The organism is Rhizobium sp. 10N414, from assembly GCF_056394785.1.
On sequence record NZ_JBFTIN010000001.1, the window covers coordinates 1 to 24,427 of the forward strand.

The 24,427-nt window shown below is 60.0% G+C and carries 30 protein-coding genes; 7 read left to right on the forward strand and 23 right to left on the reverse strand.

Translation table 11 applies throughout. The features are described 5' to 3' along the window. Window positions 1–225, reverse strand: a 225-nt coding sequence (locus AC1DE4_RS00005; RefSeq protein WP_477817967.1) for a flagellin N-terminal helical domain-containing protein, incomplete at its 3' end; no start/stop codon positions are given. 350 nt (window positions 226–575) lie between these two features. On the opposite strand from AC1DE4_RS00005, the gene AC1DE4_RS00010 reads away from it, so the two are divergent. Next, window positions 576–2,501: an O-linked N-acetylglucosamine transferase, SPINDLY family protein gene (locus tag AC1DE4_RS00010; protein WP_062369615.1), complete on the forward strand. Its 1,926-nt coding sequence runs from the start codon at window positions 576–578 to the stop codon at window positions 2,499–2,501. An 83-nt stretch (window positions 2,502–2,584) separates the two neighbouring features. Here AC1DE4_RS00010 and fliP read toward each other — a convergent pair whose 3' ends face one another. The 13 genes from fliP to flgF form a co-directional block, all read right to left on the reverse strand. Next, window positions 2,585–3,322, reverse strand: coding sequence for a flagellar type III secretion system pore protein FliP (gene fliP / locus AC1DE4_RS00015; protein ID WP_018859682.1), 738 nt, complete (start codon window positions 3,320–3,322; stop codon window positions 2,585–2,587). Further along, the gene (locus tag AC1DE4_RS00020; protein ID WP_025660304.1) at window positions 3,319–3,831 is read right to left on the reverse strand and encodes a flagellar basal body-associated FliL family protein; all 513 of its coding nucleotides are present in this window, start codon (window positions 3,829–3,831) and stop codon (window positions 3,319–3,321) included. The genes fliP and AC1DE4_RS00020 overlap by 4 nt, the downstream gene beginning before the upstream one ends. 10 nt (window positions 3,832–3,841) lie before the next feature. Further along, window positions 3,842–4,558, reverse strand: coding sequence for a flagellar basal body L-ring protein FlgH (gene flgH / locus AC1DE4_RS00025; RefSeq protein WP_025660305.1), 717 nt, complete (start codon window positions 4,556–4,558; stop codon window positions 3,842–3,844). Beyond that, the gene (locus AC1DE4_RS00030) at window positions 4,555–5,088 is read right to left on the reverse strand and encodes a MotE family protein (RefSeq protein WP_025660306.1); all 534 of its coding nucleotides are present in this window, start codon (window positions 5,086–5,088) and stop codon (window positions 4,555–4,557) included. Before AC1DE4_RS00030 ends, flgH begins: the two co-directional genes overlap by 4 nt. Beyond that, window positions 5,085–6,206: a flagellar basal body P-ring protein FlgI gene (locus AC1DE4_RS00035; protein WP_018859686.1), complete on the reverse strand. Its 1,122-nt coding sequence runs from the start codon at window positions 6,204–6,206 to the stop codon at window positions 5,085–5,087. The genes AC1DE4_RS00030 and AC1DE4_RS00035 overlap by 4 nt, the downstream gene beginning before the upstream one ends. Next, window positions 6,203–6,688, reverse strand: a complete 486-nt coding sequence (gene flgA, locus AC1DE4_RS00040) for a flagellar basal body P-ring formation chaperone FlgA (protein ID WP_025660307.1) — start codon at window positions 6,686–6,688, stop codon at window positions 6,203–6,205. The genes AC1DE4_RS00035 and flgA overlap by 4 nt, the downstream gene beginning before the upstream one ends. Before the next feature lie 17 nt (window positions 6,689–6,705). Then, window positions 6,706–7,494, reverse strand: coding sequence for a flagellar basal-body rod protein FlgG (gene flgG, locus AC1DE4_RS00045; RefSeq protein ID WP_018859688.1), 789 nt, complete (start codon window positions 7,492–7,494; stop codon window positions 6,706–6,708). 19 nt (window positions 7,495–7,513) lie between these two features. Next, window positions 7,514–7,840: a flagellar hook-basal body complex protein FliE gene (fliE, locus tag AC1DE4_RS00050; RefSeq protein WP_018859689.1), complete on the reverse strand. Its 327-nt coding sequence runs from the start codon at window positions 7,838–7,840 to the stop codon at window positions 7,514–7,516. A 2-nt stretch (window positions 7,841–7,842) separates the two neighbouring features. Further along, window positions 7,843–8,259, reverse strand: coding sequence for a flagellar basal body rod protein FlgC (flgC, locus tag AC1DE4_RS00055; protein ID WP_018116161.1), 417 nt, complete (start codon window positions 8,257–8,259; stop codon window positions 7,843–7,845). A gap of 4 nt (window positions 8,260–8,263) precedes the next feature. Beyond that, a complete protein-coding gene (gene flgB, locus AC1DE4_RS00060) occupies window positions 8,264–8,656 on the reverse strand; it encodes a flagellar basal body rod protein FlgB (protein WP_018859690.1) in 393 nt (130 codons plus the stop codon). Window positions 8,657–8,828: 172 nt separating this feature from the next. Continuing rightward, on the reverse strand, window positions 8,829–9,380 hold the full coding sequence (locus tag AC1DE4_RS00065; protein ID WP_025660308.1) for a hypothetical protein: 552 nt from the start codon (window positions 9,378–9,380) through the stop codon (window positions 8,829–8,831). 11 nt (window positions 9,381–9,391) lie between these two features. Then, entirely contained in the window at window positions 9,392–10,783 is a 1,392-nt protein-coding gene (fliI, locus tag AC1DE4_RS00070; protein ID WP_025660309.1) for a flagellar protein export ATPase FliI, read from the reverse strand. A gap of 14 nt (window positions 10,784–10,797) precedes the next feature. Then, window positions 10,798–11,532 (reverse strand): flagellar basal-body rod protein FlgF, encoded by a 735-nt coding sequence (flgF, locus tag AC1DE4_RS00075; protein WP_018859693.1) that lies wholly within the window; start codon window positions 11,530–11,532, stop codon window positions 10,798–10,800. 250 nt (window positions 11,533–11,782) lie between these two features. On the opposite strand from flgF, the gene motA reads away from it, so the two are divergent. The 6 genes from motA (at window position 11,783) to AC1DE4_RS00105 (ending at window position 16,968) form a co-directional block, all read left to right on the forward strand. Beyond that, complete coding sequence (motA, locus tag AC1DE4_RS00080; protein ID WP_025660310.1) at window positions 11,783–12,655, forward strand: flagellar motor stator protein MotA; 873 nt, start codon at window positions 11,783–11,785, stop codon at window positions 12,653–12,655. Window positions 12,656–12,661: 6 nt separating this feature from the next. Further along, the gene (locus AC1DE4_RS00085; protein ID WP_477879378.1) at window positions 12,662–13,600 is read left to right on the forward strand and encodes a FliM/FliN family flagellar motor switch protein; all 939 of its coding nucleotides are present in this window, start codon (window positions 12,662–12,664) and stop codon (window positions 13,598–13,600) included. Window positions 13,601–13,662: 62 nt separating this feature from the next. Further along, window positions 13,663–14,244 (forward strand): flagellar motor switch protein FliN, encoded by a 582-nt coding sequence (gene fliN, locus AC1DE4_RS00090; RefSeq protein ID WP_018859696.1) that lies wholly within the window; start codon window positions 13,663–13,665, stop codon window positions 14,242–14,244. A 29-nt stretch (window positions 14,245–14,273) separates the two neighbouring features. Further along, window positions 14,274–15,314 carry a flagellar motor switch protein FliG gene (fliG, locus tag AC1DE4_RS00095; RefSeq protein WP_018859697.1) on the forward strand — a complete coding sequence of 347 codons (1,041 nt, stop codon included), beginning with the start codon at window positions 14,274–14,276 and terminating at the stop codon, window positions 15,312–15,314. 129 nt (window positions 15,315–15,443) lie between these two features. Further along, on the forward strand, window positions 15,444–16,523 hold the full coding sequence (gene flhB, locus AC1DE4_RS00100; protein WP_025660312.1) for a flagellar biosynthesis protein FlhB: 1,080 nt from the start codon (window positions 15,444–15,446) through the stop codon (window positions 16,521–16,523). Window positions 16,524–16,527: 4 nt separating this feature from the next. Next, window positions 16,528–16,968, forward strand: coding sequence for a hypothetical protein (locus AC1DE4_RS00105; protein ID WP_018117036.1), 441 nt, complete (start codon window positions 16,528–16,530; stop codon window positions 16,966–16,968). A gap of 18 nt (window positions 16,969–16,986) precedes the next feature. On the opposite strand, the gene visR is transcribed toward AC1DE4_RS00105, so the two are convergent. The 9 genes from visR to AC1DE4_RS00150 all read right to left on the reverse strand — a co-directional run bounded on the left by visR (window position 16,987) and on the right by AC1DE4_RS00150 (window position 24,424). Further along, the gene (gene visR / locus AC1DE4_RS00110) at window positions 16,987–17,733 is read right to left on the reverse strand and encodes a transcriptional regulator VisR (RefSeq protein WP_025660313.1); all 747 of its coding nucleotides are present in this window, start codon (window positions 17,731–17,733) and stop codon (window positions 16,987–16,989) included. Between the two features lie 12 nt (window positions 17,734–17,745). Then, entirely contained in the window at window positions 17,746–18,492 is a 747-nt protein-coding gene (gene visN / locus AC1DE4_RS00115) for a transcriptional regulator VisN (protein ID WP_018859700.1), read from the reverse strand. Between the two features lie 374 nt (window positions 18,493–18,866). Next, a complete protein-coding gene (gene fliF / locus AC1DE4_RS00120) occupies window positions 18,867–20,558 on the reverse strand; it encodes a flagellar basal-body MS-ring/collar protein FliF (RefSeq protein WP_025660314.1) in 1,692 nt (563 codons plus the stop codon). Between the two features lie 103 nt (window positions 20,559–20,661). After that, window positions 20,662–21,051 (reverse strand): chemotaxis protein CheT, encoded by a 390-nt coding sequence (gene cheT, locus AC1DE4_RS00125; RefSeq protein WP_025660315.1) that lies wholly within the window; start codon window positions 21,049–21,051, stop codon window positions 20,662–20,664. 17 nt (window positions 21,052–21,068) lie between these two features. Beyond that, window positions 21,069–21,623 (reverse strand): chemoreceptor glutamine deamidase CheD, encoded by a 555-nt coding sequence (gene cheD, locus AC1DE4_RS00130; protein WP_018117031.1) that lies wholly within the window; start codon window positions 21,621–21,623, stop codon window positions 21,069–21,071. Continuing rightward, window positions 21,620–22,009, reverse strand: coding sequence for a response regulator (locus AC1DE4_RS00135; protein ID WP_007530058.1), 390 nt, complete (start codon window positions 22,007–22,009; stop codon window positions 21,620–21,622). Before AC1DE4_RS00135 ends, cheD begins: the two co-directional genes overlap by 4 nt. After that, a complete protein-coding gene (gene cheB / locus AC1DE4_RS00140) occupies window positions 22,009–23,052 on the reverse strand; it encodes a protein-glutamate O-methylesterase CheB (RefSeq protein ID WP_025660316.1) in 1,044 nt (347 codons plus the stop codon). The genes AC1DE4_RS00135 and cheB overlap by 1 nt, the downstream gene beginning before the upstream one ends. After that, the gene (gene cheR, locus AC1DE4_RS00145) at window positions 23,049–23,960 is read right to left on the reverse strand and encodes a protein-glutamate O-methyltransferase CheR (RefSeq protein WP_018859704.1); all 912 of its coding nucleotides are present in this window, start codon (window positions 23,958–23,960) and stop codon (window positions 23,049–23,051) included. Before cheR ends, cheB begins: the two co-directional genes overlap by 4 nt. Then, complete coding sequence (locus tag AC1DE4_RS00150) at window positions 23,957–24,424, reverse strand: chemotaxis protein CheW (protein ID WP_018117028.1); 468 nt, start codon at window positions 24,422–24,424, stop codon at window positions 23,957–23,959. The genes cheR and AC1DE4_RS00150 overlap by 4 nt, the downstream gene beginning before the upstream one ends. Window positions 24,425–24,427 lie beyond the last annotated feature (3 nt).

A 24,427-nucleotide genomic window follows, 5' to 3' on the forward strand; every position in this document is an offset into this window, starting at 1 on the left:
GTCGAGCTTGGCGGCGCCCATGCCGAGGGCGTCGGAAACAGCCGAAAGGGCCTTGTTGTCCGACTTCATCGTCGTGGCGATCGACCAGTAGGCAGCGTTGTCGGCAGCCTTGCCGACGCGCAGGCCAGACGAAACGGCGTTCTGCGTGTTATTCAAGCCCTTGTTGACGTTGCGCAGCGTCTGGAGTGCCGCCATGGCGGAGTTGTTGGTGTTAATGCTTGTCATAAGTCTGTCCCCAAAAACAAAATACAAAAGGAGGACATACCGGACTTCTATACCGGCGATGACGGACCAGCTTCATGCCACTCGGTGCCGTTTCTCTTGAGCAACCAAACCCGTCATGTCGGGAACAATTTTGCAGCCATTCATTGCCAACTCATTAAAACGGCTGATGAAACGGCGTCAGGTCCACGATGTGGTTAACGGTGTCCAAACACCCATAGGCGCCCGACCCAGCGGAACACGTCGGCTTCAAGCAAGCTTGGTGTGAATAGATAGAGCAAAACTAGGCGCAATATGGCCTGCGCGCGTGTGGCCTTGGCGCTCGTCGACAAAATTCCGAATGGGGTGGGCTCTTGAATACCAATATTTCGTTTGCAGCGGCTTCGAAAGACTACCAAAAGGGACAGTATCTCAAGTCGCTTGAAGCGCTGAACCAAATCATCAACACGCAGAAGGATGTAAAAACGTACGTCCTGCTTGCCAAGAACCTGCTGAAACTCGGCTTCAAATCGGAGGCGGCAAGTGCCTATGCGTTGGCGGGCGAACTCGACAGCAACAAGGAGTCGCTTTACACGCGCGAAGCCGCGCTTCTGTATTTTGCTTGCGGCGACGAGGAGCAGGCCCTGCTTTACGCACTTCGTCTCATGTCTCTCGCTAGGTCCGACGTCGACCTTGCCAGCGTGCTTGTTAACATTCATCTGAAGCAGGGCCGAAAAGATCTCGTCAGTCCCTACCGCGACGTCATTTCCAAGAGCAGCAACCCGGACCATGCGCGCCTCGCCGTGCGAATGGTCGGCGACGACATTCTGGATGCGACCAACGAGACGCTTATCCGCAATCTCTTCAAGAAGTTTCCGGAGATCATATCGCTCCGGCTGCTCCTGCTCGTTTTCGCGCGCGAGGTGTGCGATTTCGATTTGGTCGCAAGGGAGTTTCAGTCCGTGCAGCGAATGCTCGAAAAGGGCGACCTGGGCTTCCTGGAACGCGACAACCCTTTCTACAACCTCCATTGGTGTGGCAACGAGGCGCTCAATGCGCGCGCCTCCCACACTCCTTCGCTTCCCCTGAAGGAGGCAGCCGCGCGGCGCAAAGCCGTTCCCCATTCATGGGGAGACAAAATTCGGATCGGTTATCTCTCCTCGGACTTTTGGGTTGGGCATGCGACCATGAAGTTGCTGCGCCGCGTCCTCGAGCTGCATGACCGAGACAAGTTCGAGGTGACGCTCTTCTGCCATACCGCGGAGAAACACCTGGAACATGAGGCCAGCACTGTCGATCGCTCACAGTGGGGCGAAGTATGCATCGTCCGGGACATGACCGATGAAGAAGCCGCACAAGCCATTCGTGAGCGGCAGATCGACATCCTGATTGATCTCAAGGGGCACACACTCGGCGGACGGTCCAGAATACTAAACTATGGCGGGGCGCCAATACAGGCGACATGGCTTGGCTTCCCGGGCACGGTAACGGACATCGATCTTGACTACTCGATCGGCGATCGCTTCGTGCTGCCCGAGGGCAGTGAAGCGCACTATTACGAGAAGTTGGTGCGCATGCCGGACAGCTATCAGCCCAATGATCCCGCCAACCGTCCGAAGCCGAGGCCAACAACACGCGCTGAGGTCGGTTTGCCGGAGGATGCATTCGTCTTTGCCTCGTTCAACGCAAACCGCAAGATCAACGCGGACATACTCGACGTCTGGTGCAACATTCTCAAGCGCACGCCGAACAGCGTACTTTGGCTTATGCTTTCGTCACCGCGTACCGAGGCCAACTTGCGGAACTATATGAACAGGAGGGGGATCGATTCGAAGCGAGTGATCTTCTGCCCCCGCGTATCCTACGAAGAGCACATCGATCGCCAGCAGATGGCGGACCTCGGTATCGACACCTTCCCGGTCAACGGCCACACAACCACTTCCGAACAGCTCTGGGGTGGCCTGCCAGTCCTGACGGTCAAGGGCACCAATTTCGCTTCCCGCGTCACCCAGAGTCTGCTCAACGCAATCGGCTTGCCGGAACTCGTCGCCGCGGACATCAAGGCCTACGAGGACATGGCCGTCGAGCTCGCGAGCAGCCCGGAGCGCATTGCCGACTACAAGCAGCGCATTCGCCAGAACGCCTGCATCATGCCGCTGTTCGATGCGGAACGCTTCACGCTCCACCTCGAGAAGTCCTACGAGGTCATGGTGGAGCGCGCCAAGATGGGACTGGACCCTGACCACATCGACGTTCCGGCCCTGCCGCCGCGCACGGAGCCATTCTTCAGCTTCGACTAGATGGAAGCCCCACACAACAAAAAGCCCGCCGGTGAACGCCAGCGGGCTTTTTGTTGTGTGGAGTGTGAAGCCTCGAAACCTCGTCAGTGGAACGAGCGGACCAGACTTCCGACCAACAGGTTCCAGCCGTCGATGAGCACGAAGAAGAGAATCTTGAATGGCAGCGAGATCGAGGTCGGCGGCAGCATCATCATGCCCATTGCCATGGTGATGGTGGCGACGATCAGATCGATGACCAGGAAAGGAAGGACGACGAGAAAGCCTATCTCGAAGCCGCGGCGGATTTCCGAAATCATGAAAGCCGGAATGAGGACGCGGTAGTCGATCTTCTCGCCGGTCTCGACAGTCTGGCCACGCTCGCGCGCCAGATCCACGAAAAGCGCCAGATCCTTGTCGCGGGTGTTGTTCGCCATGAATCCCCGGAAGGGCTCGGCGATACGCGCCACCGCCTGCTGCTCGTCGAGCTGGTTCGACAGGAGCGGCTGGACGCCGGTCTGCCATGCCTGATCGAACGTGGGCTGCATGACGTAGAAAGTCATGAACAACGCGAGCGACAGGAGGATCATGTTGGAGGGCGTGGAAGACAGGCCCATTCCCGATCGCAGGATCGAGAATGCAATGATGAAGCGCGGGAAGCTCGTCACCATGATCAGGATGCCCGGAGCGACCGAAAGAACGGTCAACAGGCCGAATGTTCTGATGATCCATGCCGCAACCGAACCGTCGACCGGCAAGTTCAAAAGGTTTGATGGGAGCTGCTGCGCATGGGCCAGCTCCGGTGCCGCCATCATGGCAGCGAATAACAATATGAATCGAATCATTCGACGACGAAGGTCCTGAACATGACCTTCGATACGCGCCCTTGCGCGCGAAGGTCAACACGCTCCTGGATGTCATCCTTAAGATATTCGAAGCCTCGCGGTCCCTCGATCTGCTGCAGCGAAACCGTACGGACATAGGCGAGGATGTCCTGATGGACATCCTCGGCGACCTTGACGTCCGGCGGGCCGTTAAAGAGCAGCGCGACTTCCAGGCGAACTAGGCTTTCCGAGGGATAGGCAAGGTTCGTGGTGATGGGCTCGAGTTGAACGATGTTGTTGGCTTCCGTCGAAATGCGAGGCAGGCCCGCCTCGCCTTCCTTCTTCTGCGCGGCCTCGTCCTTGGCTGCCTTGGCCTGTTCCGCCTGCTCGACGCCTTTGATGCTGGGGGCGACCATGTCACCGACCACCCAGCCGCCGCCGGCGCCGAGCAGCGTCAGGACAGCAAGCCCGACGATCGTCATTATTGTGGCCTTTTTCGACTGGCCTCCAGCGGTTTCTGTCTCTGCCATGATGTGTGCCTCAGAGCGGCGAGAAGAGATCGACGGCCTGCTGGCCGCGCGGCGGCTGCTGTACTTCCATCAGGCGGCCACGACCGCCGTAGGAGATGCGCGCTTCAGCAATCTTCTCGTAGGAAATCTGGTTGTCGGAGTTCACGTCCTGCGGGCGCACGATACCGGCAACGTTGAGAATGCGGATCTCCTGGTTGACGCGAACCTCCTGAGAACCGCTGATCACGAGGTTGCCGTTCTCGAGGATACCGGTGACGACGGCGGCGACCATGAGCTTCAGCGTTTCGGACCGGTCGATCTTGCCCTTGCCGTCGGTACTGGTATCCGAACCGTAGGTCACATCGGTCTTCGACTGAGGATTCCAACCCATGACGTTGGCGTTCACATCCCAGTTCAGACCGCTCGAGTTGGTCCGGCTGCGGCTGGTGTCGTTCTCGAATTTCGCCTTGTCGTTGATCTGGATATCGACGGTCAGGATGTCGCCGACATTCAGCGCGCGCGCATCCTTGAAGAGGGCGGCCTGCGAGTCGCTCCAGAGAGAATAGCCCTGCGCGACCTGGCGCGGCTGCTTCGGATAAAGCGCCATCTGCGGCGTCTGGCCATAAGCAAGGCCGCTGCCGATCGGGCTCATGGCTGGGGCGCGACCGATCTCATTGACAGCCTGCGGCGATGCGCAGCCTGCAAGAAGGGCGACGGCGGCGATCGCGACCGGGAAACGCATGTTCATGAGGGGTCCTTCGACGTATTGGGATCGGACGCGCTGGCGATGATATTGGCGATGACCGCGGCCTTCTGCGGATCCATCTCATTGAGGATCAAGCTCGACTGGGTCGCGTTCAGCCGCATGATGACGGCGGCCGCCACTTCGATCTTCACCTCTTGCAGCTGTGATGCGGCTGCGTCCGGCTTCATTTTCTTATAGATATCGGTGAGGCCCGCTTCGGCCTGCTTGAGGAAATCATCACGGCGCTTCAGCCAGTCCTGATATTCCTCTTTGCGCTTGCTCATTTCCGCAATGCGGGAATCGACGTCGGCGCGAAGCTTCTCGAGTTCCTGCTTCTGCAGCAGATAGCGCTGGTCGCGCGCGGGATCGGCAATGTTCGTGCAGAACTGCTTGATCTCCTCCTGCGATGTCATTTCACCCCTCGGCGACGGCTGTTCCTGTGCGAAGGCGCCGGGAATGGACAACGCCACGACGGCTATCGCAGGCAGTGCAAGCCGCTGAAGCAAGTCTGACAAGGCCATATTCTTCATCATTGCAGGACGAGCTCCGCTTGCAGCGCGCCGGCTGATTTGATGCCCTGGAGGATGGCAATGATGCCATCCGGCTTGACGCCGATATTGTTGAGACCCGCCACGAGCGTCCTGAGATCAGGCCCATCCAGCAGAGCCACCTTGCCGCCCGTCTTCTGCGCAGCGATGTCGGTCTGCGGCTGCACGGCGGTCACACCGCGCGAGAACGGCTCTGGCTGAATGATCTGCGGTGTCTCGGTTACCTGGACAGTGAGAGTACCATAGCTGACGGCAACCGGCGACACGCGCACGTCCGCGCCGATGACGATCGTTCCCGTTCGCTCGTTCACCACGACCTTGGCCGGCGTGTCGGTCTCGACGATAAGATTCTCCAGATCGGCCATCAGGCGCGTCAGATCCGCCGTTCTCGGCTTCTGGACGATGACCTCCTGCGCGTCCTTGGCTTCCGCTACCGGGCCGCCGAAGCGAGTGGAAGCATAGCCATTGACGACATCGGCAATGCGGATTGCTGTCGAGAAGTCCGGGTTGCGCAGTTGCAGGACGAGATTGACGGAATCCTTGAAGCGCGAGGGCAGTTCACGTTCGATGATGGCGCCGCCCGGCACCCGTCCAGCGGTCGTCACACCCTCGGTTACCGTCGCGGCCTGGCCCTGGGCGGTGAAACCCGAGACCACGACCGAGCCCTGCGCGACAGCGTAAATCTGGCCGTCGGCGCCCGACAGCGACGTCATGATCAGTGTGCCGCCGCGCAGCGAAGTCGCGTCGCCAAGCGAACTGACGTTCACGTCGATGCGACTGCCGGGACTGGCATAGGGTGGCAGATTTGCTGTCACCATGACAGCTGCGGTGTTCTTCGCGTTGGACTGGGTGCCCTGCGTGGAGATGCCGAGGTTCTGCAGCATGGCGCGCATCGACTGCTCGGTAAACGGGGAAGCGCGGAAACCGTCGCCGGTGCCCTGAAGACCGACGACCAGACCGTAGCCGATCAGCTGGTTGTCGCGTCCGGCCTGCAGGGAGGCAATGTCCTTGATGCGCGAGTTCATCGCCGCAGCGGGCGTGACGGCCAGGACATTCGGAGACAGAAACGCGAGGGCTACGAACAGGCGAAAAAACATCTTCATTTTGCGGCCACGTGTATGGTGCCGTCTGCGAGCACGGTGCCGCTGACAATCACGCCGGAATCCATGTTGCGAACGCGGATGAGCTGCCCCGTCATACCATCCTCGAGCGGCGAGCCGGCCGCCGAGATCGTCATCGCGCCGAGCGTGAAGATAAGACGGGTCGAGGAGCCGCGCGTCACGGTATAGGGCTCTCGCAGCGCCGAGACGGAGATCGTGCGCCCCGGCAGGAGCGTGCGCTTCGAAATCATCCCTTCGACCTGGCGGATCGACTTTGCATAGTCGCCCTTGAGGTTGGGGTTGGTCACTTCCACTTCCTGGAGCTGGGCGCCGGAAACGGTTTCGCCGGGGTAGATGGTCGTCGTCGGAACGACGGCATATCCCATGCCGGCAGCGGCTGCTGCCTGCGGCATGGCAAATGCGGTGATCGCAACGGCGGCGGCTGCCGCCCATCCGAGGATACCTTTGACCCGGCAAAACATCATGTTTCGGCCCTTCCCGATTACTTCAGGTTCTTGCTGACGATGGAGGCCATTTCGTCGGCGGTGGTGATGACCTTGGAGTTCATTTCATAGGCGCGCTGCGCCGATATCAGTTCGGTGATTTCCTTCACCGGGTCGACGTTCGACGATTCGAGGTAGCCCTGCTTCATGTAGCCGAAGCCTTCTTCGTCGGGCGTGCCGACCACGGGATCGCCCGACGCAGGTGTCTGCTGAAAGAGGTTGTCGCCGAGAGGCTGAAGGCCGGCCTCGTTGACGAAGTCGGCGATCTGCAGCTGGCCGAGCACGGTCGGATCGGTGTCGCCCGGCAGCTTCGCCGAAACTTCGCCCGAGCGGCTGATGGTCACTTGCGTCGAACCCTGCGGGATCGTGATATTAGGCGCTACCAGGTAACCGTCGGTGGTGACGATCTGGCCAGTCTCGTTTTTATTGAACGCGCCAGCGCGCGTGTAGAGCGTCGTGCCATCGGGCGCCTGGATCTGGAAGAAGCCGCGACCAATAAGCGCTACGTCTAGGTCGTTGCCGGTCTGCGAAAGCTCGCCCTGGATGTGCAGGTTGCGGACGGCGGCCGTCTGGACGCCGAGACCGATGTTCGCACCTTCAGGTACGATCGCCTGGTTCGCGCGGTTCGAAACGCCCTTGGCGCGCTCGGTCTGATACAACAGGTCCGTGAATTCAGCGCGAGCGCGCTTGAAGCCGGTCGTGTTGATGTTCGCGATGTTGTTGGCGATGACTTCAAGATTGGTCTGCTGGGCATCCATACCCGTCGCAGCAATGGCAAGCGCTCTCATGGCTTCGTCCTCAAATCAATTACATCTGCATGCGGGTAACGTCGAGAAAGGCCGAAACGACCTTGTCGCGAATGGCGATCGCAGTCTGAAGGGTCTGCTGTGCCTGCATGACGGCATCGACGACTTCACGCGTCGTCGCGGTGCCCTTGATGCCGGCAAAGGACATGCTTTCTGCATTCTTGAGGGTATTGACGGCGCCCGTCGCAACATTGGTGAGAACCGCGCCAAAGCCGCCGTCGTTTGCAGCACTTTCTGCCGCCGATGAAGCTGTGGAGCGGTCCTTCTCGATGGCGGCAAGGCCGCGGGTCATCGACAGGGAGCTGACGCTATTGACGTTGTTGATCATGATTATTGGCTCTTCAGAAGGTCGATTGTCGACGAAATCAGGTCGCGGGATTGCTTGATGGTCTGCAGGTTGGCGTCATACGAACGGTTTGCTTCGCGCATGTCGGCCATCTCGACCAGCATGTTGACGTTCGGGAGCTTGACGATGCCCTTCTCGTCCGCAGCCGGATTGGAGGGGTCGAATTCAGTGATGAACTTCGATTCGTCGACGCCGAACTTCTTGACGTTGACGGTCGTGACGCCATTGGCGCGATCGACCGCTTCGCCGAAGGTGATGGTCTTGCGACGATAGGGATCGGCACCGGGCGTGTCGCCGGTCGAGCGTGCGTTGGCGATGTTTTCGGACACGATGCGAAGGCGCGTCGATTGCGCTTCAAGCCCGGATCCCGCGATTTTGAGTGCTGCTGACAAAGGATCCATGATCTTAGCTCTTCACTGTCATCAGCATCAGTCGATTGAACGAGCTTACGAGCGACGTGTTCAGATCGTACTGACGCTTGATTTCACCGGACTTCGTGAGTTCCTCGGCGAGACCGACCGTGTTGCCGGACTCCTGCACGCCGATCTCCTGGTCAAGGGCCGCGTCCTTGACGTCGATGTCGCTTTTCGTGCCGAGATCGTTGCCGGTCAGGTGCGCAGCATTCGTGCGCGCCATAGTAATGTCCGACCGGTCGAGGGTGGCCTGGAAAGGCGTGATGTCTTTGGCGCGATATTTCGGCGTATTCGCGTTCGCGATGTTGCCGGCCACAACCTCCTGACGGATCGTCAGCCATTCGGCCTGCCGCGACGCCAAGTCGAAAAGTTGAATCGGTTGCATGGGAACTCTCCGTTTTTACTGGGGCGAACCTAGGACGGTAATCTTGCGTCAGACTTACGGAGAATGCGGTCCGACATTCCGTGGCTGCCTGGCGCGCACTCCCATAACGGGACGAAGGCTCCGACCGTATCCGGTGGAGCCTTCGACTGATGCGCTTGAGAGCGGTGCACGCTCAATTATGCTGATAGACATCGCCCTTGGAGGTGATGATGACCCATTTGCCATCACGTTCCTCCAGCGTCGCCAACCGGCTTTCGTCCGGCAGAATGGATCCCACCCGAACGACGTACATGCCTGAGGTATCTTCGATCAAGGCACGGCCGTTTGCCACGTGAAGGAGGCGAAAGCCGGATTTACCGGGGAACGGCTGATCCTCGGCCGGCGGACCCTTATCGTCTTCCTTGCCAATGTTGGAGACCGTCGCGGTCGTCAGCGGATCGACGGGGATCTCGGGCTTCTTGTCGTATCGGTTCTTGTTGGCCATCGCGAGGGGCGAAACGCTGAAGACGTTTCGTGCCGGCCAGTCGGGAAGGTCGCGTGTCCGGTCGCCCTGCGCGACATTGATGCCGAACTTGTCCTCGTTAAAGAAGACGTACCACGGAAAGAAGGCGGACGCCGCCGCCAGGGTAAGGCCGGTAATTGTCAGGGCGCGGTCGAGAAAGACGGTTTTGCGCCGCAGAGGCTTCAGCGGGGCGATCTTCTCATCGTCATCGAAATCTGTCACGTCGCGCCTCTCTACCTGCGGATACTCGGCTGGCCGCCGATGCCGGCCGCGGCTTTCAGGGCGCCGGCCAGATCGGCAAAGGCATCCCTCGAATCGCTATCGCCGGGCGACTGTTTCAAAACATCGTAAATAATCGGTACCTGCTTGACCGCCATATCGAGATCAGGATCGGCGCCCGGGCGATAGCCGCCGATCAGGCGCAGGTCGCGTGTTTCCTCGAAGCGGTGGATGAGCGTCTTCAGGCGAGACACCAGCTTCTCCTGATCCGGGGTCCAGGCCTTGCGCGCCAAACGCGAGATCGAGGCCAGCGGATCGATCGGTGGGTAACGCCCTTCCTCCGCCAGACTACGCTGCAGGACGATGTGGCCGTCCAGAATGCCGCGCGTCGAGTCGGCGATCGGGTCGTTGTGGTTGTCACCATCGACGAGGATGGAAATGATCGCGGTGATCGTTCCGGTCCCCTCCGGTCCGGGTCCGGCACGCTCCAGCAGGCGCGGCAGCTCGGTGAAGACCGAGGCGGGATAGCCACGGGCGATCGGCGGTTCACCCGACGCGGTCGCGACCTCGCGGATCGCGTGGGCAAATCGGGTAACGCTGTCGACGATCAAGAGCACGTTGTCGCCCTGATCGCGGAAATGCTCGGCGATGGTGACCGCTGTCAGCGGCGCCATCTTGCGCAGCATCGGGCTCTCGTCACTCGTCGCGACGACGGCGATCGCCTTCTTCATGTTGTCGCCAAGCGTGTCCTCGATGAATTCGCGCACTTCGCGGCCACGTTCACCCACAAGCGCGATGACGACCTTGTCGAAAGCATCCGCACGGGCCAGCATGGACAGCAGCGTCGACTTACCGACGCCCGAGCCTGCGAAAATGCCGAGGCGCTGGCCGAGGCAAAGCGGCGAGAAAATGTCGATAGCGCGAACGCCCGTCTTGAAGCCTGTCTCCACGCGCTTCCGCGTCATGGACGGCGGCGCCGTGTTCGAAATGGAGCGGCGGCCGAGCCCCTCGACAATGGGACCGAGGCCATCGATCGGCTCGCACAGCGCGTTGATGGTGCGCCCGCACCAGCTGTCCGCCGGAGAGATGCGGAATGCACCCTTGCGGATGACCGTATCATGGATGCCGATCGGCTCGCCCGGCTCGATCGGGCAGACATAGGTCAGTTCAGGCTCGACGCGAACCACTTCGCCGAGGTGGATGCCGGTCGGCGATTTGTGGGCGACGAATTCTCCGAGCCGCACATGGCGCGACAGGCCGGTCACGGTGTAATGGCCGGCCGCGATCGTCTGGACGTGACCGCCGGGGGCGACCAGGAATTCGGGGCTCGAATAGCGCGACACGAGCCCCGCGAGATGCGTGAGCTTCGGCGAAAGGTCGGATTCGGTGAGCGGCGTATTGCTCATGCTTCAGGCCCCGTTCAGCGGCTGCCGCCGAGCGTCTTGATCGCCTCGCTGAACGAAGTCTCGCTGTCCTTCGAGAGCGACGTCATACTCTCGAAGGCGCGATTGACTTCGATCAACTGCGTAATTTCGCGCATCGCGTTGACGTTGGAATTTTCGAGATAGCCCTGCCGGACACCGACATTGAAACGATCGGTGACGGCGCGTGGCTGCTCGGTCGTCATGATGCCGCTATTCTCGTAGCGCAGATAGCCCTTGCTGATATCGGCCTCGAAGAGACCCAGCGAACCGACCTGCTTGCCGTCCTGGTAGATCAATCCGTCAGAGCCGACCTTCGGTTCGCCAGCAGCCGTGTTGAGCGTCACCGGCGCACCGCCGGCGTCGAGAACAGGGTAACCTCGAACGGAAACGAGCTCGCCGTTTTCCTTCATCGTGAAGCGGCCATCCTTGGTCAGAACTTTGCCGGCCGGCGTGTCGACCGAGAACCAGGCATCCCCCTTGATCGCGAAGTCGAGCATGTTTCCGGTGTGCTCGAACTCGCCAGTATCGCCGGAGAGATAGTCGTTGCCCTGGGACACATAGGCGATCTTCGCATTGATCTTGTTGCCGGTCTCGCCGAGCATCTCGTCGAATTTCACCTCCGTCCCGCGGAAGCCCGTCGTGTTCACGTTCGCCATGTTGTCGGCGATGGTGGTGAGGCGACGTTCGAGTGCGATCTGCGACGACAAAGAAACATAAAGACCGGATTGCATCCCGATAGGCTCCTGCATTGGCGATGAACGGTACGAAATCCGGGTGTTTGCAGTCGGTTCGACCACGAATTTCGCTGAGGCGGCACCTCAGAAACGGGCACGGATGCCCATTCGTCACCGACAAGCTGACAGCAAATGCTTGCGCGAAGCTGGCATGCAAAAGCTTGATTTGCAGGGACTATCATCAGCCTCACGCAAGCCAGCAGCCCTATCCGTTGAGTTGAAAATAACGATCAGGTTTGGACTGACGATGAATATCATTATCGGATTTGTGATTACCTGCGGCTGTATCGTCGGCAGCTTCATGGCGATGGGTGGCCACGTGGAGGCGCTCTGGCAGCCGTTCGAGCTAGTCATCATCGGCGGCGCCGGCCTGGGCAGCTTCGTCATGGGCAACCCGATGAAGGTGGTGAAGGATTCCGGCAAGGCGCTCGTCGAAGCCTTCAAGCACACGGTGCCGAAGGAACGGAATTATCTCGATACGCTTGGTGTCCTCTACTCCCTGATGCGCGATCTTCGCACGAAGTCTCGCAACGAGATCGAAGCCCATATCGACAACCCGGCCGAATCCTCGATCTTCCAGTCCGCGCCGACGATCCTCAAGAACAAGGAACTGACGGCGTTCATCTGCGACTACGTCCGCTTGATCATCATCGGCAATGCCCGCTCGCATGAGATCGAAGCACTGATGGACGAAGAGATCAACACGATCCTTCACGACAAGATGAAGCCCTATCACGCCATCCAGATCATGGGCGACGCCTTCCCCGCGATCGGTATCGTCGCCGCCGTTCTCGGTGTCATCAAGGCCATGGCGCACATCAACGATTCGCCTGAGGTCCTCGGCCACCTGATCGGCTCGGCGCTCGTCGGCACCTTCCTCGGCATCATCCTGTCCTATTGCGTGTGTTCGCCGATCATTTCCCAGATCAAGATCGTCCGCACCAAGCAGCATCGCCTCTACGTCATCGTCAAGCAGACCCTGCTTGCCTACATGAACGGCTCGGTGCCGCAGGTCGCGCTCGAATACGGCCGCAAGACAATTTCGGCCTACGAGCGTCCTTCGATCGACGCGGTCGAGCAGGAAATGATGAATCCCGGCGGCGAGAACAAGGCGGCGTAAACGGTCATGAACGCTCCCCTCAAGAAACCCCTCATGGGCGAAGCCCTTCTTGCCAAACTCACCGGCAGGCTGGGCGACAAGGCCACCGTCGAGAAGATCTGCAGCGGATTCGGCGAAGTCTACGCCGTCTTTCTGCCCGACATCATCAAGAGCGAGACGAACCTCGACGTCGAAGTGGCCTATCTCGGTTGCGACAGCGGGCACAAGAACGAGCTGGTCGCCAACCTCGGCGACAATACGACGCTCGTCGATGCGACGCTCCGCAACTGGTCACCAAACATTACGCTTGCCTGCGGCAACAGCTTCATCATCACCCTGATGGAACACTTGCTGGGTGCGGCGGCAGACGCCGTCGAGCAGCCGGCGGATCGCCTGCTCTCCGTGATCGAGCTCGAGCTTGCGGTCATGGTCTTCGACAAGTTCGCCAATGTCCTTCGTTCGGCAGTGAACGCGCCTGGCGGCTTCGAGCCAGTGTTTGAGTTTCCGCATGCGTTCGAAACACGGATCAAGCCGGCCGAAGACAAGCCCGACGAGTTCGCGGCCGCGATCAACATGTCGATCACGCTCTCCGGCATCACCTCGGATTTCTCGCTGATCGTTCCCCAGGCTGCCCTGCTGAAGACGACGGTGACGGCTCCGAAGGCCAAGGGCCAGTCGGCTAAATCGACCGAATGGAGTGATCAGCTCAGCGAGCAGGTGCGCCGCTCGCCGGTGACGCTCGACGCAAAGATCCGTCTGCAGGACCTGACGCTGCGGACCATTTCGAAACTTGCGGCTGGCGATGTCATCCCCTTCCACGACCGCGGCGACGTCCGCGTCGAAGTCAGCGCCAACAGCAAGGAATTGTACATCTGCGAGTTTGGACGTTCGGGCGAACATTATACCGTCCGGGTGAAGGATACGATTAATTCGGATGACGAGCTCATCCGCCACTTGATGAATTAGCCCATTTTCCAACCGGGCTGCCACGGCAGCTTGAGGCAAGTTTCAACTGGAATAGTGATTTCATGGCGACGAAGAAAACACCCAAGAACAGCGACCTTTCAATGGAGCTCCCGGGCAACGAGGCCGAGCTTGATCAGGCCATCGATGACCTGCGCGGCGTCCTGAAGACCGACGCGGACGGCGGCCTGCCGGATTTTGCTGGAGAGGCCGACGCCTTTAGCGGCAGCACCGACCTGTCAACCTTTGGCGGCGGTTTCGGAGATGCGGCAGAGCCCGCATTTGGTGGCGACGATTTCGGCGCAACATCCGATTTTGGTGGCTCTGCCAACTTCGGCGACAGCTCGTTTGGTGCGATCGCTTCCGAACCTGCCCCGCTCGGCAGCGCCATGCAGTCGAACCTCGACCTGATCATGGATATCCCGATCGACGTTCAGATCATGCTCGGCAGCAGCCGCATGCAGGTCGCCGGCCTGATGAACCTTAACGAGGGCGCAACCATCGCGCTCGACAAGAAGATCGGTGAGCCGGTCGAAATCATGGTGAACGGCCGCAAGATCGCTCGCGGCGAGATCACCGTTCTGGAAAACGACGACACGCGTTTCGGCGTCAAACTGATAGAAGTTCTGAGTACAAAGAAAGCCTGATCCCGGTGCAGGGACGGAGAGGTTAGACCATGATGGACTTTGACGATTTCGGCGGCGCGCTAGCCGAGAAACCGTTGACCCAGGCTGAAAAGGCGGCGGCCGTTCTCCTCGCCATGGGGAAAGGGGTCGCCGGCAGGCTGTTGAAATATTTCACGCAGGCCGAGCTGCAGACGATCATCGGCTCGGCGCAAACGCTGCGTGCGATCCCGCCGGATGAATTGCTCGGACTTGTCGCCGAATTCGAGGACCTGTTCACCGAGGGTGCAGGCCTCATGGATAATGCCAAGGCGATCGAGAGCATCCTTGAAGAGGGTCTCACGCCCGACGAAGTCGACAGCCTGCTTGGCCGCCGCACCACCTTCCAGGCATACGAGACGTCGATCTGGGATCGCCTCGGCGAAGGCGACCCGGCCTTCATCGGCAAGTTCCTCCTGCGCGAACATCCGCAGACTGTCGCCTATATTCTCTCCATGATGCCCTCCTCATTCGGCGCCAAGGTTCTGATGCAGATTCCGGACGGCCGCCGCGCGGACATCATGAACCGTACCGTCAACCTCAAGGCCGTCAGCCCCAAGGCCGCGCAGATCATCGAAAAGCAGGTGCTAAGCCTGCTGGCAGAGATCGACGCCGAGAAGAATTCGATCGGCTCGACGAAGGTTGCGGAACTGATGAACGAGATGGACAAGCCGCAGGTCGATACCCTGCTCACCTCGCTCGAATCGATCAGCCGCGAATCGGTCAACAAGGTCCGTCCGAAGATCTTCCTCTTCGACGACCTCATGCTCATGCCGCAGCGCAGCCGCGTCATGCTCATGAACGATATCTCGTCCGACATCCTGACCATGGCGTTGCGCGGCTCGTCTGCCGACATGCGCGAGGCCGTCCTCGCATCGATCAGCCCGCGCCAGCGCCGCATGATCGAATCGGATCTGCAGAGCGGCACCGTTGGCATCAATCCGCGCGAAATCGCAATCGCCCGGCGCGCCATCGCCCAGGAAGCGATTCGCCTGGCAAACTCCGGGCAAATCCAGCTCAAGGAGACCGAAGGCGAAGGCTCGGCCGCGGCCTAAGCCGCTGTTGTTGTGTACGAAGCACCTCTTCCCGGCCGCTGCGGTTGATCGCCGCGGCGAAAGGGAGATACCTTCTAGGAAAGGCCGCGCCCTGGCGCGGCCGTTTCTTTTTGATGGAGGGCTTCGGCCTTGGCCGACGACGACAAGGACAGCAAAACAGAAGACCCGACAGCGAAGAAGAAAAGCGACGCTGCCGAGAAAGGCAACGTGCCGTTCTCGCGCGAGGTGCCACTGTTTGCCACCGTGCTTGCCACCTTCGTCTATATCATCTTCTTCCTGCCGAGTGGGCTCAGCAAGGTCGGCGAGGCGCTGAAGGACATTTTCGAGCAGCCCGACCAATGGAAACTCGAAACCGGGCCGGACGCGCTCTCCCTGTTCGTTCACCTCGCCTGGGTTTCGGCGGCCTTCCTCGCGCCCGCCTTCATCCTGTTCATGGCGTTTGGCGTTGCCGCGTCCATCTCGCAGAACCTGCCAACGCCGGTGCTCGAGCGCATACGGCCGCAGTTTTCGCGCATTTCGATCGTCAAGGGATGGTCGCGGCTGTTCAGCCTGCCTGGCCTCATCGAGTTTGGCAAATCGCTGACGAAGATTGTGATCGTCGGCGTCGTCATGTTCTTTGCGCTGAAGAGCGAATACTTCAGCGCGATCGATGCGATGTTCTCCGATCCGCAAACGATCTTCACGCGGATGATGACGTCGATGCAAAAGATCACCATCGTCGTCCTGATCGCCACAGCCGTCGTCGCCATCGCCGACTTCTTCTGGACGCGCTACCACTGGTTCACCGAACTGAAGATGACGCGGCACGAGGTCAAGGAAGAGAACAAGCAGTCGCAGGGTGACCCCTTCGTCAAGAGCCGCCAGCGCTCGCTCATGCGTGACCGTGCCCGCCGCCGCATGATTGCCAATGTCGATCGCGCGACGCTCGTAATCGCCAACCCGACTCACTTTGCCGTCGCCCTGCGCTATGTGCGTGAGGAAAACGACGCGCCTGTCGTCGTCGCCAAGGGGCAAGACCTAATTGCATTGAAAATCAGGGAGATCGCGGAAAAGAATGGGATCCCCGTTTTCGAAGACCCGCCGCTCGCGCGCTCCATGTTTGCGCAAGTCTCGGTCGATAGTGTCATACCGTCTGTATTCTATAAGGCAGTCGCGGAACTCATCCATCGGGTTTACGCGGCGCAAGCCAAGAACAAACGGGTAAGATAGCCGAATGAAAAAATGCCCCTACTCTGCCCAGCGTGAAAAAATCCTGGCTGAAGCCATCAGCCCCGTTGCCACGGAATTGCGGCTTCTGGACGCCTCAGATCTCATCTCTCTTCTGCGCTTCGAGTATTACGGCAATCTTTCCGATCTCGTATCGTCAGCGGCCGAGCTCTTCTTCCACCCCGGCACGGTCAATTTCGGCCATGGCGGCAGCTACACGCTAGAGTGGGGCGGCAAGCCCGAAGTGGTCATCGACCTTGAGATCAAGCCGCGCGGCGTCACGATCTATGCGCAGCTGATGCTTGCAGAGGCGCACGCCGGCATCGAGATCAACCACATCGCGTTCCAGAACCCTTCGGCGGATCCCGACGAAAACACTGTTTTCCTCGAGCAAAGCCTGCGCGACGCACGCTATAACGTCGAACCATTGCAGGCTTTGGCGGGCTAAAGCCCACACGGCTTCTCGTCAGCTGATATATCCAAGACGGATGGCCTTTGCGATCGCCTGGATTCGATTGACCGAATCCAGCTTGATCGTTGCCGAACCGAGATAGGCGTTGACGGTATGCACCGAGAGACCAAGCTTCTCTGCAATCTCTTCGCTGATGCGCCCGTCTCCAGCAAGCTGCAGGCAGGCAATTTCGCGTTCGCTGAGAGCTTCGGCAGCCGCCACGCGGCGCTCGTCGAGCGAAAGCAGGTCGATCATGATCTGGCACGATCTCACGTGCAGTTCGACGATCATATCGCTGGCCGGCTCGAGATCATCGCCCGTAAAGACAACGAAGCCGTTGCCAACGGCGCCGAGGCGCACCGGAAACGCCATGCCGGAAAAGGGAGCCAGGCCGCCCTTCAGGCGCGTCATGAAAGGTGCAATGCTTGCCGGCCCCGGAGCGGCGCGATCAAGCCCGCCAGCCCATACGACTGGAAGAAGCGACTTCTCGATATGATCAAGTAGCGCCTCGCCATGAGCGTCGATGAATGCGCCACTGAAGCCGCTGTTCACCGATCCCCAGTTTTCCAGTTCGCAGACCAAACGCTGCTTTCCCGGGACGCCGGCACCGCTGATTCGATAGACAGCGAAATTCTGGGCGTCGGCGAGCTTCTGCATGCCGATGAGACGCGGAAACAGGTCGGACCGACTAGCGACCTTGCTGACCCGCACGCCGCGCATTGTTTCCGAATTTCCTATCGATCGACCGGACGACTGCCCCATAACGCCGTCCCCTTAGACGAGATTGTTCCTGACCGCGAATGCGATGGCCTCGGAACGAGTCTTCGTCGCCGTCTTTCGCATGACACTGGTGATGTAGTTGTTGATGGTGTTGCGAGAGATGCCGAGGATCATCGCAATCTCATCGCTCGTTTTGCCCTCGGCGATCCAGAAAAGGCATTCCAGTTCGCGATCGGTCAGCTCGAAGTCCCGGTCGGCCTTGGCGGCGCCGCACTGCAGGAAACTCGTGAAATAGGCGGACAAGAGCCCCACGTCGCGCAAGCGCTCCTGCGACAGAATGAAACCGTCATCGAACAGGAACATCAGCACCAGGCGCGAGCGTCCGATGTTGAACATCAACGAACAGTACTGGCGGCTGGCGCCGTCTGGCGCATCCGCGGAATCCGGCAGGAGCGCGAAATGCGGCTGGAACAGCTGCATACACTTTTCGATCTCCGTCGCACGGGCAAAGCCGCCAACGAAGGTATGCGCCAGATTGGTGACAAGATCGAACGGCCAGTCAGACGAGACCACGAAATCGAGCCCCGCTTCCTGAACCAGATCCGCCCGCGCCAGGAGGTAGTGCGAGGCGCCGACATAGTCGGTCAGGGCGCGCAGGCCGGGTTGCAACCGCCCCGTGCTCGAAATCTCACAGAGCTGCGCGATCAGTTCGTCACGCGAAGACAGGTTTGTCGCTGCGATGCCAACGAAGTTTGCCTTCTGCGTGTCGCTCTTCAGAGCCTGCAATATCTGCATATCCATTGGCAAAAACCCCGCGGCCGCGAACCACTACGACAGAAACCCGATCCGCGGCCCTTGAGCAAATTGCGCCCCCTCCGCGAACCATCCAACACTACACTAGGTGGCAAACTTCGCCATCTCCGAGTTCTCGGGATTTACATCGCCCGCACTTTGTGCGTTGATTCGCACGGAAATTCCGCTTGTTAATGAATTCTAAAATTAAAGTGATTCGGGGAATCCTGACAATACGATTCGCGTAAAACGCGCAGCTATTTCAGCCCTGTGTCAAGCCTATCCTCAGAAATCTTCGCGTGCGCGCCCGAGCGATGGCAAAACTGTGCCGATCGCGGTGCAGTAGACGGGCAAAAGAAAAAGGCCGGTTGCCCGGCCTTTCATTACGCGGCGTTGTCGACCGCCCATTTTCTGAGGATTTTCGCGGCGCGCTCCTCGTTGATCTCGACCATGCGCGCCAGTTTGCGTTCCGGGCCTTCCTTGACGCGACGATTGAAGTTGCCGTCGTCGTCGCCGAGGCTGAGCAGGTCCTCAGTGCTGTCGAAGCCGAAGTCCGAACCGAAGCCATCCATGAGCGCAGCACCGGTGCCCACGCCACCCGCCGGAGCGAAATCGGGAAGTTCGAGGCCGGCGCTTTCCGGCGACGTGTCGCCGATGACCGCGGCGCCGTTGCCGGTCACGCTGCGGATCATCGGGCGGACGCCCATCCAGACCACAAGGAAGGCAACAGCGACGAAAGCGAGCGAGTTGATGATGCCTGCGAGATTGCGGCTCAGCATATCCATGACACGGACGCCGCCGCCGGTTTCCTCGAGAAGCTGGTTCTCCAGGAAGTCCATGGCCGTAACGGTCACCATGTCGCCGCGATTGTTGTTGATGCCAGCGGCGGATGCCACGATCTTCTGCATCTCCGCGAGATAGGCATCGATCTTTGCCTGGTCCGCCGGCTCGCCGACCATCTGAGCAATGCGCCCCTTGTTAACGACGACTGCAACGGAGAGCTTTTCGATCTTGTAGCCGTTGCGCGTCGTGGCAGTGGTCTTGCTGTTGATCTCGTAGTTGGTCTGCTCTTCTTTCTTGTCGGACTTGTCTTGCGATTCGGGACCGTTGGGTCCGCCCGAGTCCGGTGCCGCCTGCGGGATGTTCTGCTCGACCGTCGTCGCGTTGTCGGACTGCTTCTGCAGCGACTGAGAGGCTTCCTTGGTCGTGCGGATCGAGCGCTCGACCTTCGATTCCGGATCGTAGACAGTTTCCTGGATCTGCTGGCTATCGGTATTCAATTCCGCGGTGACGCTGGAGCGGAAGTTATCCATGCCGAGGAAGGGCGCGAGTGCCTTGTCGATGTTGGTTTCAACTTCGCCCTGGACGTTCTGGACGATGTTCAGAGAACGGTTCAGCGAGCTGTTGCTGGCCTCGTCGCCCGAAGCGAGCAACTGGCCTGCGGAGTCGAGGATGGTAACATCGGCGACATCGAGGCCGGGAACGGCAGACGCAACAAGGTGGCGGATCGAAGTCGCCGCGGTGCGGCCGGCCGCGACACTTGCGCGAATCATGACGGAAGCGGTCGGCTTCTGTTCGGCTTTGCGGAAGTTGCCGACCTCGGGCATGACAATATGGACGCGTGCTGCCGTAATGCCGGAGATCGACTGGATCGTGCGGCCAATTTCACCTTCGAGCGCGCGAACCCGGGTGACTTCCTGCATGAACGACGTCAGGCCGAGAGAGCCCACGTTGTCAAAGAGTTCATAGCCGGCGTTGGCGCTGTTCGGGAGGCCGCGCTCGGCGAGCAGGAGACGCGCCTTGCCGGTCATACCGGCGGGAACTGTGATGCTGGAGCCATCCGTTCCGACCTGGAAACCGATATTTGCCTCGGCGAGCGCAATGCTGATCTGGTTCAGATCGGGCGTATCAAGCCCGACATAAAGCGTTTCCTGGGCCGGCTTATTGACCAAAAAGGCCGCCGCCAGGATGAGTACCACGGAAACGACACCCACGCCGGCCAACGCCAGCAAGCGATTCCGTCCTAGCGAACTGAAGTTCTTAAAAATTTGAACTAATTGATTTAACAGATTCATTCTGTTCTCGCACGACCATCCAGACAAAGCAGGCTTGTTGCCTCATGTGGACAATAGGTGCCGAAACTTGTGCGAACGTTTCGGAGGGTGCGAGCAGGCCGGATCAGAAGAAGTCGAAGTCTCCGGCTGCCTTCGCCAGCGGCTGAACACTGCTATAGCGCGCCGCCCCGCTCAGAGCGCGCTGCATTTCACTGAGCTTCACCAGGCTCAGGGCCGTTGCGACATCGACAGACCAGTCCTGCGGAATCTCGCCCGTGATGGTATCTATGAACTCGGCAAGACCGCGCGTCTTCTGCACGGCAAGATCAATTCCCTGCATCGCCTTCATGCTTTCCGGCGAGTTCAGCAGTTCGCCGCCCCCGACGTCGAGGAGCTGTGGTTCGATGCGCTCGATCAGGTACGCGACGTCGTGCAACTCCGCGACGATACGCATCAGGACATCAGGCAGGGCTTCGGCGGGCGACGGCTGCTCTGTCATGGCATTCACAGTCATTAGTAAGGTCCTTGCCCTCAGAAGAATTCGATGCTGTTTTCGACGGGTTTCTGCGGAGCGACCGGACGCTGCTCAAGCGCAACGGTTCTCTGCGTTTCCGCACCGGTGAGCGGATACTGCCGGGCGCGTCCCGAGACCGGCCAGTACTCGAGCTTGCGCCCGTGCTCCCCGCCGGTGCTGGAGCCGACGACCGGTATGCCTTCATCCTTCAGGAACTGCACCGCAAAGGCGGCGTTCTGTTCGCCGACATTCGAGAATGTCGAGATCGTCTTCGCCCCGCCGAAGATCTTGGCCTCCAGGCGGTCGCGACGCGCCCCTTGCTTCAGTAGACCGTTGATCAGCAATTCCATCAGGTGGACGCCATATCGCGTGGCGTCTGCGCCCGTCATCGGCATATTTCCTGTCCCTGGCAGAAGGAAGTGATTCATTCCTCCAACGCCTGCCACGGGATCTCGCAGGCATGCAGCCACACACGAGCCAAGGATGGTCGTCAGTACCGCGCTCGGATCATTCAGGACCTTCCATTCGCCCTGGATGATATGAACGCGGCGGGCCGCAACATCGAGGTTCATTTCAATGCTCCAAATACGGCCTCGATAGCCGCCTTCATCTTCTCGATCGTGAAGGGCTTGGCGAGAACGTTGTTGGCACCAAGCTGGGCCGCTTTCGTCACGAGTGCGCGGTCACCCTGCGCCGTCAGGATGATGAAGGCGGCTTTCTTCGTCGCCGGGTTGGCGCGAACAGCCTGCAGGAAGCCGAGGCCATCCATCTTCGGCATGTTGAAATCGGAGATGACAAGATGATGCGGCTGCTGGGTCATGATCTTCAAGCCCTGCTCACCATCGCCGGCGGCCGTAATCTGCTTGAAGCCGAGCTGGGTCAGAGCGTCGCTGAGCAGCAGACGGCTCGTGACCTGATCGTCGACGATCAGAACTTTGATTTTCTCTGCGATAGACATTAGTCAGTTCCTTCCTTTCGGGCGGCTGTCATTTTCAAAATTTCTTCGCCGATGGCATTGAGGGGCAGTTGCTGCTCGACGGCGCCGAGCTCGTAGGCAACCCTCGGCATGCCGTAGACCACTGAGGTCTTTTCGTTCTGGCCGAGCGTACGCGCGCCGGCGTGGCGCATCTTCAAGAGGCCGGCGGCACCGTCGCGTCCCATGCCGGTCAAGATCACACCGACCGCGTTGCGGCCTGCCAGTTCGGCAACCGAGTCAAACAGCACGTCGACGGATGGCCGGTGACCGTTCACCGGATCGCGTTCGATGAGGCGGCAGCATGGCGCATGGACGTTGGCAACCTGCAGGTGGCGCTCGCCGCCTGGTGCAAGATAGATTTTCCCGATCTCCAGGCGCGCACCGTCGGTCGCTTCCTGCACGACGGGCGCGCAAAGCCGGTTGAGGCGTTCCGCGAAGCTCTTGGTGAAGGTCGGCGGCATGTGCTGCGTGATAACCGTCGGCGGGCAGTTTGCCGGGAACTTCTGCAGCACCGCAATCAACGCCTCGACGCCGCCGGTCGACGAACCGATCGCGACGATCTTGCGGCCGACGCGGAAGTCAGCGACAGCAGGTGGCGGAGCAACCGGAGCCGGCTGAGCGTACTGGCGTCGCTGCGAGCGGGCGGCAGCCTTCACCTTCTCGGCAAGATCTCCAAAGGGACGCGCATCGCCCGGGAGCGGCTTGCCGACGCAGTCGAACGCGCCGATCTCAAGCGCCGCCAGAGAGGCATCGGCGCCGCGATGGGTCAACGTCGAGACCATGATGACAGGCATCGGGCGGAGCCGCATGATCTTCTCGAGGAAGTCGAGACCGTTCATGTTCGGCATCTCGATATCGAGCGTTACGACATCAGGATTGAGCTTCTTGATCGCCTCGCGGGCCTCAAGCGCATCGCCTGCCTGACCGATGACGCTGACCTCGGGATCGGCGCTGAGAACAGCGGTAATCAGGCCGCGCATCGTGGCGGAGTCGTCGACGACGAGAACCTTGGCCGGTGCGCTCATGCCTTCCTCCCAACGCCCTTGGTCGTGTAGCGATAGGTGGTGATGCCGATATTGTCGAAGACATGCTTGGCGTCGCCGGAGACGCGTTCGGAATGGCCGATATAGAGATGGCCGCCCTCAGGCAGCAATTCGGCAAAGCGTGACCAGATCTTCATCTGCGTCGGCTCGTCGAAGTAGATCACCACATTCCGACAGAAGATGACGTCGAACTTGCCCTTGAACGGCCACTGCGCCATCAGGTTCAGCTCGTTGTAGGTGATCAGACGCTTGACGCGGTCGTCGACCTGGAACTTGCGCCGCCCCTGGACCTCGACCTCGCTGAACCACTGCTTGCGCATGGCGGGCGACACGGTTTCGAGCGCGCTCTCGTCATAGGCACCGGCACGGGCGATCGCCAGAATCTTCGGATCGATATCGGTCGCCAGGATCTTGAAATCGTAGTCGGCGACGTTGGGCATCATCGACAGGACGGTGAGCGCGATGGAATAGGGTTCCTGGCCATCCGACGAGGCAGCCGACCAGATACGAACCCGACCGCCCATCTTCGCGCGATGCAGCAGTTCTGGCAGCACATGGTCCCGAAGGTGCTCGAAGTGGTGGTTCTCGCGGAAGAAGCGCGTGAAGTTCGTCGTCAGATGCGACAGCATCTCGCGGCGCGGCGCCGCACCCGCCGGTGAAGAAACGAGCGCGCAATACTCCCGAAATCCGGAAAGGCCCAGATTGCGGATATGCTTCGACAGCCGCGAGTAGACCAGCGAGGCCTTGGTCTCGTTCAGGAAGATGCCTGCATCCGAGTAGATCATCGCAGCGATTTCCGTGAGGTCGCGGCGCGTCAGCGGGTACTCTCCGCTTGCCAACACCTCGTCAGGGTTTCCCTGCCGCATGTCTTTTGCACTCAGAACATTCATGCGGCTTCGCTTTCCGTTTCGGGGAAAATGGCTTCGAGCTCGAGCAGGCAGATCATGCGTTTGTCGATCGCCAGGATGCCGCGCGCGAACTGACGTTGCAGCTCAGATGCGATTTCCGGTGTCGGCTGCACATTGTCTTCAGTGACGGTCAGAATGTCGGACACGGCATCGACCAACAGACCGACGACCTTGCGGTGCACCTGCGCTACGATGATGACGTGTCGCGCCGTCGGCACAGTCGCCGGCATGCCGAGGCGAGCCGACAGATCGATAATCGGCAGCACCGCACCGCGCAAATTGATGACGCCCTTCATATAGCCGGGCGAGTGCGGCATCGCCGTTGCCGGCGTCCATCCGCGGATCTCGCGCACCGACATGACATTCACGCAAAATTCCTGATCCCCGATGCGGAACGCGATCAACTCGCGGTCCCCATCCTTCAGACTTTTTACGGCATACGACATAGC